Annotated in this window: 9 protein-coding genes; 7 read left to right on the top strand and 2 right to left on the bottom strand. The window is 30.5% G+C overall.

From position 1 onward, the window contains the following. The first annotated feature begins 42 nt into the window (after positions 1-42). From B2694_RS11545 to B2694_RS11515, 7 genes are all read left to right on the top strand, one after another. A complete protein-coding gene (locus B2694_RS11545; protein ID WP_346885870.1) occupies positions 43-684 on the top strand; it encodes an ABC transporter permease in 642 nt (213 codons plus the stop codon). Positions 685-687: 3 nt separating this feature from the next. Next, positions 688-1,593, top strand: coding sequence for a glycine betaine ABC transporter substrate-binding protein (locus B2694_RS11540; protein WP_346885869.1), 906 nt, complete (start codon positions 688-690; stop codon positions 1,591-1,593). A gap of 21 nt (positions 1,594-1,614) precedes the next feature. Continuing rightward, positions 1,615-2,349, top strand: a complete 735-nt coding sequence (locus B2694_RS11535; RefSeq protein ID WP_346885868.1) for an ABC transporter ATP-binding protein — start codon at positions 1,615-1,617, stop codon at positions 2,347-2,349. A 191-nt stretch (positions 2,350-2,540) separates the two neighbouring features. Continuing rightward, on the top strand, positions 2,541-3,314 hold the full coding sequence (locus B2694_RS11530) for a hypothetical protein (RefSeq protein ID WP_346885867.1): 774 nt from the start codon (positions 2,541-2,543) through the stop codon (positions 3,312-3,314). Between the two features lie 261 nt (positions 3,315-3,575). Further along, complete coding sequence (locus B2694_RS11525) at positions 3,576-4,121, top strand: DUF4489 domain-containing protein (RefSeq protein ID WP_346885866.1); 546 nt, start codon at positions 3,576-3,578, stop codon at positions 4,119-4,121. Between the two features lie 309 nt (positions 4,122-4,430). Further along, positions 4,431-5,570, top strand: a complete 1,140-nt coding sequence (locus B2694_RS11520) for an aminotransferase class V-fold PLP-dependent enzyme (RefSeq protein WP_346885865.1) — start codon at positions 4,431-4,433, stop codon at positions 5,568-5,570. Between the two features lie 67 nt (positions 5,571-5,637). Then, positions 5,638-7,362: a flavin monoamine oxidase family protein gene (locus B2694_RS11515; RefSeq protein ID WP_346885864.1), complete on the top strand. Its 1,725-nt coding sequence runs from the start codon at positions 5,638-5,640 to the stop codon at positions 7,360-7,362. Positions 7,363-7,635: 273 nt separating this feature from the next. Here the strand turns inward: B2694_RS11515 and B2694_RS11510 are convergent, their stop codons facing one another. Then, on the bottom strand, positions 7,636-9,825 hold the full coding sequence (locus B2694_RS11510; protein ID WP_346885863.1) for a DNRLRE domain-containing protein: 2,190 nt from the start codon (positions 9,823-9,825) through the stop codon (positions 7,636-7,638). A gap of 309 nt (positions 9,826-10,134) precedes the next feature. After that, entirely contained in the window at positions 10,135-10,635 is a 501-nt protein-coding gene (locus tag B2694_RS11505; protein ID WP_346885862.1) for a DUF4489 domain-containing protein, read from the bottom strand. Positions 10,636-10,711 lie beyond the last annotated feature (76 nt).

Raw genomic sequence — 10,711 nt, 5'->3', positions numbered from 1 at the left:
TATAACTTAACAGAACGAAAAATAAAATTGGGGGAGGTTGAAATGATAAAAGAGGTATTTCTATTATATATTGATAGGTGGCAATTTTTCTTAAAGCTAACAATGGAACACTTAAAAATTTCAGGAATATCTATATTAATAGCTTCAATAATAGGGTTAATATTAGGAATTTTTATTAGTGAGTATAAAAAGACATCTCCATTTATTCTTGGTATAACAAATTTTGTTTACACAATTCCATCTATATCGCTTCTAGGTTTTTTAATTCCTTTTTCAGGTATTGGAAATACTACAGCAGTAATAACCCTTACCATTTATGCACTTTTACCAATGGTTAGAAATACATATACAGGTATAGAAAATATAGATCCTTCCATAATTGAGTCTGCAAAAGGAATGGGTAGTACACCTTTTGAAATATTATGTAAAGTTAAATTTCCTCTTGCTACTACAGTGATATTATCGGGACTTAGAAATATGGTAGTTATGACAATTGCTCTTGGTGGTATTGCTTCATTTATTGGGGCAGGTGGGCTTGGAGTGGCAATTTATAGAGGTATAACTACAAATAATAAAACCATGACTATTGCAGGAAGTTTATTAATAGCTTTACTAGCATTGATATTTGATTTTATTATTGGAAGTATTGATAAAATTATTAAAAGGAAATGGAGGTTATTATAATTCATGAAAAATTTAAAGAAATATTGTAAAAAGTTTTCTCTATTATTGTTATTTATTTTCGTAGTTTCTATGGTAGGATGTTCAAGTAAAAGCAAAACCATTAAGATAGCAACAAAACCAATGACTGAACAATTTATCTTAGGTGAGATGCTAGCATTACTTATCGAAGATAATACTGATTTGGAGGCTGAAATTACTAAAGGAGTAGGCGGTGGCACAAGTAATATTCACCCTGCCATTGTAAAGGGTGATTTTGATCTTTACCCAGAATATACTGGAACTGGTTGGAGCTTTGTACTAAAAGAAGAGGGAATTCCGGATGATGAAACCTTATATAAGGAGCTTACAGAAAAATATGAAAGTCAGTACAACCTAAAGTGGGTTGGATTGTATGGATTTAATAATACTTTTGGGCTAGTAATAAGAAAAGATATTGCAGAAAAGTATAATATTAAGACTTACTCTGATCTTGTAGCATATTCGCCAGAGCTTATATTTGGAGCTGAATATGACTTTTATGAAAGAGAAGATGGATATGATGCATTATGTTCTACTTATGGATTAAAGTTTAAAAAGGCGTTAGATATGGATATTGGTCTTAAATATGAAGCTATAAATTCTAAGGAAATTGATGTAATGAATATATTCACAACAGATGGCCAACTTGCCAGTTCAGATATAGTAGTACTTAAAGATGATAAAAATTTCTATCAAACTTATTATTGCGGAACTGTTATACGTGAAGAGGTCCTTGAGAAATACCCAGAATTGAAAGTAGTTCTGACTAAAATGGAAAATATACTAACTGATAAAGAAATGGCAGAATTAAATCATAAAGTAGAGGGAAAAGGCCTTGATGAAAGAGAAGTGGCAAAAGAATTCCTAATAAATAAAGGATTATTAAAGTAATTATAGCAGAGGGAGAAATGTATGGAAAAACAAGATGTTATACATTTTGAAAGTGTGGCCAAGGCATATGGTAATAACTTGATATTAAACGATTTTAATTTAAAGATAAATAAAGGAGAATTTTTAACGATAATAGGTAGTTCAGGTTGTGGTAAAACTACAGTATTAAAACTGATAAATGGTTTACTTACACCAGAGGATGGAAAGATCCATGTAAATGGACAGGATATATCGAGGGTGAATCAAATTGAACTTAGACGAAGAGTTGGGTATGTTATCCAAGGAGTTGGATTATTTCCACATATGAACATAAGGAAAAATATCTCTTATGTACCTAATCTAATAAAGAAAGATGATAAAAGAAAGATAGAGTCCAAAGTTGAGGAGCTAATAAAAGTTGTTGGATTAAGTGAAGATACGTTAGAACGTTATCCAAGTGAACTTTCAGGGGGACAGCGCCAAAGAGTTGGTCTTGCAAGAGCTCTAGCTGCGTCACCAGAGATATTACTTATGGATGAACCCTTTGGTGCAGTTGATGAAATAACTAGAAAGTTATTGCAGGAAGAAATCTTACGTATTTATAAAGAGTTTAATGTAACCATTGTATTTATTACTCATGATATAAAAGAAGCTTTAAAACTTGGAACTAGAGTGCTTGTTATGGATAAAGGGAAAATAATACAAATTGGACCGCCAGCTGAAATAATAGAAAATCCTAAAACTGATTTCGTGAAAAAATTAATAGGTAAAGGATAGATTATTTAATATCAACTTAAAAATAAACATACAATATGTAAAAAATTGTAACCATAAAATTTGTATGGTAGCAATTTTTTTTGCATTTTAAATTTGTTTATTTATCACCAATATTCTCTTACAGCATATGATGTATTGAAAGTATTAAATAGATTAACATTATTATATTTTTTCAAAAAGGAGGAGAATCTATGTCCATTAACTTTAAGAAATTTATACCACGACCAGGCCTTGTAAATAAGCAAGGACGTTTACCTGATCCTTCAGAATTAGTTTGTATTGAAGTTCCTAAAATTTTTGACCAATGTTTAATTAAAAGATGCCTTGTATATGGGGAAGGTGCTGACACCAATACAACAGATTGTGAATTAAGAAGCGACCCACTTATTGATCCCAAGAGATACATTGGAAGTAGAGATTTCGATGTGACACTGATTTCTGTAGATAAGATTCCAGTTAAAGGGAAATGTGGCTTCAAAAGAATAGTTCTTAATTATATGATTTCTTTCTATGCTGATTACATTGATTGTAATGGTATTACCAAAAGTGAACTATATGAAATTAATAGAACTGATGTAATTGGGAAGTTCTACTGCCCTGATTCAATAGCTCAAATTTCAGCTAGTTTTGTTCCAGTTCAACAAGCTGAAGATTTAGATTCCAATATTATTAAACTTGAGATGGTTGCTGAAGCTCTAGACGGTGAATTACTACAGGATCTAAATGGAGATGATGTTTTAGATATTACTTTAGGTTACTACATTATTGTAAAATGTGAACTTATTGTACAATTACTTATACCTGCTTATGACTACTGTCCAGTTCCTAAAGAGTTATGCGAAGAAGAGCCAGAAGAAGACCCATGTGAGAGATTTGACAGAGCTCCAGTTCCTAAGTTCTATCCAGATCAAAACTTAGATCCATTATTCCCAGACTGTGATGATAATGATGGAGATTGTGATTAGTAAAATTATAGACTCTATTATAAGGAAAAATACTTAAGGTTTTTACAAGTAAATGAGTGATGTAACTTACAAAAATCAGTAGCTATAAAGGTGATTATATTTTTATCCATATTGACATATTTTTAATAAAAGCTTATCTATCATCACCTTTTTTATAAAAACTCTATATTACAATAAAAACACTTAAAATAAAATGATACCTAAGTTGACCATATAATTGATTTAATTAAAATATATTTAAGTAAAAGGAGGATTCTATATATGAATTCAATGTCAAAAAAATGTTATGATCCTTGTAAACCTGACCCTTGCAAAAAGGACCCTTGTAAGCATGAGCCTTGTAAAAAGGAATTTAAAAAGGAAAAAAACTGTGCAACTATTATAAAATGTGGTACTCCTAGTGCAACTACAATTCCAGTAGCGACTATAGCAGGTACAACTTTTACTGTTAGCTCTGTTACTTTAGATAATTCTTGCTTATGTAATCCAATAACAAAACTAGAATTTGCAAGTAATCTTGTTGCTCCAGTTGCTTTTACAGGAACTCTAAACTTCCAAGTGTTTAAACTTTGTAAAGGTCAAGTTACACCTGTTCCTGTAGGACCTTCATGGACATTTGATTTAGTAGCATTACTTTCATCTAGAACATTCTCATTCTTTGTTTGTGATTGTGATTCTTGTTTTGATGATTGCTGTACCTATACTGTAGTAGCAACTGTTACTAGTGCAGTTACTGTGGGTACTCTTAATATTAATAACGCAACACTTGGAGCAATATCAACATGTGGCAGAAATAACTGTTGTTAAAGAATAGTTATATATCCAAGAGCTTAGATAGTTTTCATATAAATAAATAAATTACTAATATTAATGTTAACAAAGTCTCGGAGTGTGAAATTTCCATTCCGAGATTTTTCTTATGTATCTATAATTTATAGATTATTATTCTAAAATAATTATCTTTTATATTTTTATGAGCAATCACGAAACTTCAATATTTTGAATATAATGTATAATGAGCAATAGTTTTATGACTTTAGACTTAATGATAGATATTTCTTATTTTAATGATAAGTCATATATTTATTTGTGTTGTGCCTATAAAAGGAGGATTATATGATTTATTTAGATAATGCAGCTACATCCTTTCCAAAACCATCAGAAGTTTATGACCAAGTATTAAATTGCATGAAAAATTATTGTGCTAATCCAGGGAGAGGCTCCCATGATATGTCTGTGAAATCAGCTTTGAAAATCATGGAAACAAGAGAGGAAATATGTGAATTATTTAATATACCAAGTCCTTTGAATTTGATTTTTACTAGTAATGCTACAGAAGCCTTAAATATATCAATAAAAGGAGCTTTAAAAAGAGGAGACCATGTTATTAGTACAGTAATTGAACACAATTCTGTTTTAAGACCACTTCATTCATTGTTTGAAGATGGAGTTCAAGTTACTTTGGTAGGTGTAGATAAATCAGGTTATATTAATTTTAATGACATCAAAAAAGAGATTAAGAAAAACACTAAAATGATTATTATCAATCACACTTCTAATGTATTAGGTAGTATTCAGGATATTAAAAGCATTGGAAGGATTTCAAAGGATAATGGGATTATATTTATGGTAGATGCATCTCAAAGTGCTGGAGTAATTCCAATTGATGTGGAAAATGATCATATTGATCTATTAGCTTTTCCAGGGCATAAAGGGTTATTTGGACCTCAAGGAACAGGGGGATTATTTATAAGAGATGGTATTAAGCTAAGGAACTTTAAGGAGGGTGGAACAGGAAGTAACTCACACTTTATGATCCAACCAGACTTTGTTCCAGATCAGTTTGAAAGTGGAACACTAAATACACCAGGAATTGCAGGTTTATGTGAAGGTGTAAAATTTATTAAGAAAACTGGATTAGATAATATACGAAAGTATGAAGAAGAATTATTATGGTATTTGCTAGAACAGATAAAAAAACTTTCTTACGTAAAAATTTATGGAAGTGATTCTAAAAAACAGAGAAGTGCAGTAATTTCATTAAATGTAGATGGAATTGATGCTTCAGTTGTTGGTGAACAACTAAATGAAAGAGGAATTGCTGTACGGACAGGCTACCACTGTGCACCTTTAATACATGATGTAATCGGTACGGAGTATGCTGGTACGGTAAGGGTGAGTCCAGGTTATTTTAATACTTTCGAGGATATAGAAAAATTAGTGGAAGCAATTATAATGATTTATAGATTAAAATAATGTGAAATGGAGGATACAGTACATATATAATTATATATGTAATAAAAAACATTAGGATGTGAAAGTTATGAATGCTTGTAATAATTCAAACTCTCTTTATCAAATAGACAATCCTAGTGATTGTGAAAGATATAAAATGCTTGAATATATACTAAAGATGCAGAATAGATTAGATGATCTAGATAATATAATTGATTTAATGAGTCCCCCTAAAGATATAACAAATATTTGTCCACCAGGGTATGCTAAAAATATTAAAGTAGCAGTAATTGGTGGGGGAGAGGCAGGGCTATCTGCAGCCTTTGAACTTAGGAAGATAGGATGTAATATTACTTTATTTGAAGCAAGTGAGAGAATAGGTGGTAGGGTATATACCTACTATTTTGACAGAAGTAAAAGATACTATGGTGAATTAGGACCAATGAGTATACCAGTATCCCATGAGACAACTTGGCATTATATAAATCTTTTTAAGCTTAACACAAGCCCCTTTGTAAATAATAATACTAATACTCTGCTTTATGTAAGAGGCAAAAGAGCTGTGAATAATCCTAAAGGGAAATATATATCAAGGAATATATTTCATGAATTTCTTTTGACAGACAGCGACAGAAACAAAGTTCGTTCACAACTTAATAGAAAATTTTATCAAAAATATTTAGATGCTCTTACATCTGAAGAAAGAAAGGAGTTAGTTGAAACTAAACCTGAATACTTAAAAAGTATAGAGGACATAGACAAACTAAGTTATAGAAGAGCATATGAAAATGAAGAGTTTAGTGAAGATGCAATATCAATGTTAGGTTATCTGGAAGGTAGTCATCAGTTTTTTAGATTAAGTCTTACAGAAATTTTACAACAATATTATACTGTTGATTCTGAGTTCACTTATGGTATTAATAATGGTATGATTAACTTACCTTTTTCATTATACAAAGCAATTTGTGGAAACTTAGAAGAAGTGTACAAAGGTATTGACAAAGATAAATTAGGTTGTGTAGATATAAAAATGGGTTCTCCAATTGATGGCATATATAGTTCATCTTCAAATAATAAAATCATTCTTAAATATAAAGAATGTGGAACAAGCAAGGAGAATCTAGAAGAATATGATTATGTTATATGTGCTATTCCATTCACAAGCCTGAGAAGAGTTGAGATTAATCCTCTTTTCACAGTGACAAAGATGCAGGCAATAAATGAAATGAATTATGAAACAGCGCAAAAGATATATTTATATATTAAGAAAAGATTTTGGGAAATGGGAAATACGTCAAAAAGAATAGTAGGAGGACGATCTTTCACTGATCTACCACTAACTTCAGTTTACTATCCATCAGATCACGCAAAACCTGTACCTAATAAATATGGGAATTGGACTTTAAAGAATGATGTAAAGACTGAAGAGCCAGGGGTATTGCTTGCTAGTTATAGTTGGGGTCAAGAAGCTGTTAGGTTAGGCAATGAAAACCCTGAGTTGCAAGTTAATGACGTTATAAAATACCTTGAAAAAATGCATGAACTTCCTCCTCATTATATTGATGAAAATTTTATTGATTATAAGTCATTAATCTGGTCTGATGTACAGTATATATGGGGAGCAGCGGCACTATCAAAACCAGAGGATAAAACACTGTTTTCATATGCTGTAACTGTTCCAGAAATGGGAAATAGAGTATTCTTTGCAGGAGAGCATATATCACAAAAACATGCATCGCAACAAGGCGCTTTACAGAGTGGAATGATTTCAGCAAATGAAGTAGCAAAGCAAATAGTATCTAATAAAAAATAGGCATAGGGTTAAAGTATAATTGAATTTTAGTATAAATGTAATGACCTACATCAGCTAGATGTAGGTCATTTTCTTTCTATATAGTATATATTTATAATGAATATATACTATATAGAAAGAAAAATATATAAAATGAAAGCTCATCTTTATTATTGAAATAGAGCAACATTATTATAGATTAATCGTAATTTTATATTTAAAAAACAGAGAGTTGAAGTTAATGAGAGTTTAATGAAAATATATAGATATTATACTGAATTATGCTTAGATGTTTTAGTAAATAACTGTATTGAGTACCAATTCAAATACAGTTAGAGTTAAACTAGGAGGTGCACCCGTACTAAATCCTACTGGATATAGAGTGTCTACTGTATCATCTACAGCTCCCCAAGGAAGTGCAACATCAAAAATATTATTGAATAATTTAATTTGTTCATCTCTTGGAATATTTGTTCCTCCGAATCTATAGTCAAGAAATACAGCTAGACGATTAGCGTTTAAATTAACAATTTTATTATTTTCGATATGAATAAAATCAACCTGTGCAAAATCTATTGGAAGAAAAATAATTGAACTACCAGATAAAGCTTTGGATATATGAGTTATTGTATTTTCATCGATTAAGATTGATGCATTTTGAAATTCAGTATTAAATAGTGTAAATTGAGTAAAAGAATTTGAAATATTATTTCTAATAATAATTGAACCACTTGACAATGGGATACCTTCAAATGTCATTGTAGCTAAGCTGTCAGTTGATCCATTAAAAGTGTTTCCAGCAATAAGTGTTCTACCTTGTACAGATTCAATATGCAAGGAATTTCGATTACCAGTATGAATAAATGTTGTAGATAAAATAGAGAGGTTGTCTGCTTTAATAAAGGCGTTGCGGCGACCGCCTTCCATAATACAACTACTTATAGTGATGTTTCTATAAATATCATCCGGAAAAGCTTTAAAAGGAATATTAAATAGCGAGTTAGAATTTCCAGAAATTGGTGTAGGTGCTACGAAATGAAGTCCTTCAAGGGTAACATTATCTGATTGAATAGATAAATGAGAAGTATCACCAAGATCTGCAAATGTAATTATTGTTGTATCAGCAGAAAATCCTTTAAGTGTTAATGATTTATTAATTATTAACTGTGCGATAAGATTATAATTACCAGGAAATATTAATATGGTGTCGCCGGGTGAAGCAGCTGCTATGGAGGTGGGTAAATCTGTATAAAACAATAGTTGGGTTATATTATAAATTCTATTTGTTGTCAATGTTATATTATCTCCAAAAGAAAGATAAGTGATGTCTTGAGATATAGCAAAAGTAATCTGTGCTCCTGGTAATGTTGATTGTAATTTTACGGCTGTTGTGCGGATAAAAGGAGATTCTAAACTTATATTATATAGTCCGGGAGACATATTAATAGTGTTAATGGTAGAATCGTTTAATGCTTCCAAAAATTCAACGGTATTTGTAACATTAGATGATGTTCTTAGATTTAATTTTTGAATATACACAGCCGCAGTTACACTTTCATTTGTTATATCGGGTATAGTTTGGAGGGTAACAGGTGTGTCGGACAACATGTTTACAATAGTAATTATAGAAGGTGAATTGATACTAATGATTGCATATCCAGTATTTTGTTGATTTGTATCACCTGATTTAAATATAGTATTAGTAACAAGAACTCCATTAATAAAAATACCAAATACATTCGGCTCAGCTCCAGATATACTGAACATTACTTCGTAGTCACCAGCAATTTCTAGGAAAATTTCAGATTCTCCTACAATATGACCAATGTGTCCCAATATCCAACCATTTGAGTTATATTTTATAGCTTCTTGGGATGGTATCAGTTGATTTCCTGTATTATATATATAGGCATATTCGCTTATATTTGCATCTACAGGTTGGGGTATTACAGTATATTCAATATTTAGAAATGGTCTTTGAATTGGTGCTGACCATTCACTAGATAGATATCCAATAGTAGAGAGAATTATATTTTCTATTCCAACTAAAGTAATACCATTGTTGGGTAGTATATTTTCAAACCAATCAATTACTATATTTGTTATATCAATACTAATAAAAGTATTAACATCTGCATCTGTTATATCTATAGAATAGGGAGTTGGATCTATGGATGGCGCATTATTCCAAGTAACAGTATTCTGTAAAAAATCATTTGAATTAGTAAATACGCTAACAGTTTGAGGAGATAATGTTCCATCTGAAGAATCCTTTCTATATACAAATAAATTTAAAGAAGCATTTAAAATAGTATTTCCGTCAGGTATAACTCCAGATAAATTAAACTTTAATAAACTTCTAAATACATCTGCAGGTTGAACAAACACGCCTGTAAATAAAAGACTTGACGTACCAAAATTATTGTTTGGCTTTAGCATAGAGATATAAGTGTCATGTACAGGTGAAAGTTGTAAAGAGGGCATAACGTCATCTCCTTATTATTTTAGATTTATTTTCTTTTCCCCTGTTGTTTTAAATTATAACAAATTTACTTTACATAATATATTAGAGTATAAAAAGTTGTACTTAGAGCAATAACTATAAATTATATTTTTTATAAAGAATAAAAAGCTAGTTAAAGAAAACTCAAGGTTAGTAACCTCGAGTTTAATTAACTTAAAAAGTATATATTTATAAATTTTCATTTTAAAATCTATAAAGTTAAGGACGATAATTGATTGCCCTTAACTTTAAATTAGCTAAACTAAATTATTTTCGGATACTCATAATTTTTAGCAACAGTTACATCTACCACATGTTGATATTGCTCCAAGTGTTGCATTGTTTATATTAAGAGTACCAACAGTAACTGCGCTAGTAACAGTTGCAACTACAGTATAGGTACAGCAATCATCAAAGCAAGAATCACAATCACAAACAAAGAATGAGAATGTTTCTGATGAAAGTAATGCTACTAAATTGAATGTCCATGCAGGTCCTACAGGAACAGGTGTAAATTGACCTCTACAAAGTTTAAATACTTGGAAGTTTATAGTTCCTGTGAATGCAACTGGTGCAACAAGATTACTTGCAAATTCTAACTTTGTTATTGGGTTACATAAGCCACAAGTGTCTAGAGTAAGAGAACTTACAGTGAAAGTTGTACCAGCTATAGTAGCTGCAGGTACTGTAGTAGAACTAGGAGTACCACATTTTATAATAGTTGGACAGTGTTTGTCCTCTTTAGATTCTTTTTTGCAAGGATCATAATAACCTTTTGACATTGAATTCATAAATAGAATCCTCCCTTTAATTACATAAATTTTAAAAATGTTAATTGTGTTAATAATTAGAATATTAAATTATTTT

Source organism: Clostridium sp. UBA4395 (assembly GCF_002390995.1).
Lineage (GTDB): Bacteria > Bacillota > Clostridia > Clostridiales > Clostridiaceae > Clostridium_J > Clostridium_J sulfidigenes.
The sequence above is the reverse complement of the archived record's forward strand: the minus strand, read 5'-3'. Positions and strand labels throughout refer to the sequence as shown.

Excerpts from the sequence above, each read along its gene's own strand:
- B2694_RS11545 (WP_346885870.1), top strand. The coding sequence starts at position 43 with ATGATAAAAGAGGTATTTCTATTATATATTGATAGGTGGCAATTTTTC.
- B2694_RS11540 (WP_346885869.1), top strand. The coding sequence starts at position 688 with ATGAAAAATTTAAAGAAATATTGTAAAAAGTTTTCTCTATTATTGTTA.
- B2694_RS11535 (WP_346885868.1), top strand. The coding sequence starts at position 1,615 with ATGGAAAAACAAGATGTTATACATTTTGAAAGTGTGGCCAAGGCATAT.
- B2694_RS11530 (WP_346885867.1), top strand. The coding sequence starts at position 2,541 with ATGTCCATTAACTTTAAGAAATTTATACCACGACCAGGCCTTGTAAAT.
- B2694_RS11525 (WP_346885866.1), top strand. The coding sequence starts at position 3,576 with ATGAATTCAATGTCAAAAAAATGTTATGATCCTTGTAAACCTGACCCT.
- B2694_RS11520 (WP_346885865.1), top strand. The coding sequence starts at position 4,431 with ATGATTTATTTAGATAATGCAGCTACATCCTTTCCAAAACCATCAGAA.
- B2694_RS11515 (WP_346885864.1), top strand. The coding sequence starts at position 5,638 with ATGAATGCTTGTAATAATTCAAACTCTCTTTATCAAATAGACAATCCT.
- B2694_RS11510 (WP_346885863.1), bottom strand. The coding sequence starts at position 9,825 with ATGCCCTCTTTACAACTTTCACCTGTACATGACACTTATATCTCTATG.
- B2694_RS11505 (WP_346885862.1), bottom strand. The coding sequence starts at position 10,635 with ATGAATTCAATGTCAAAAGGTTATTATGATCCTTGCAAAAAAGAATCT.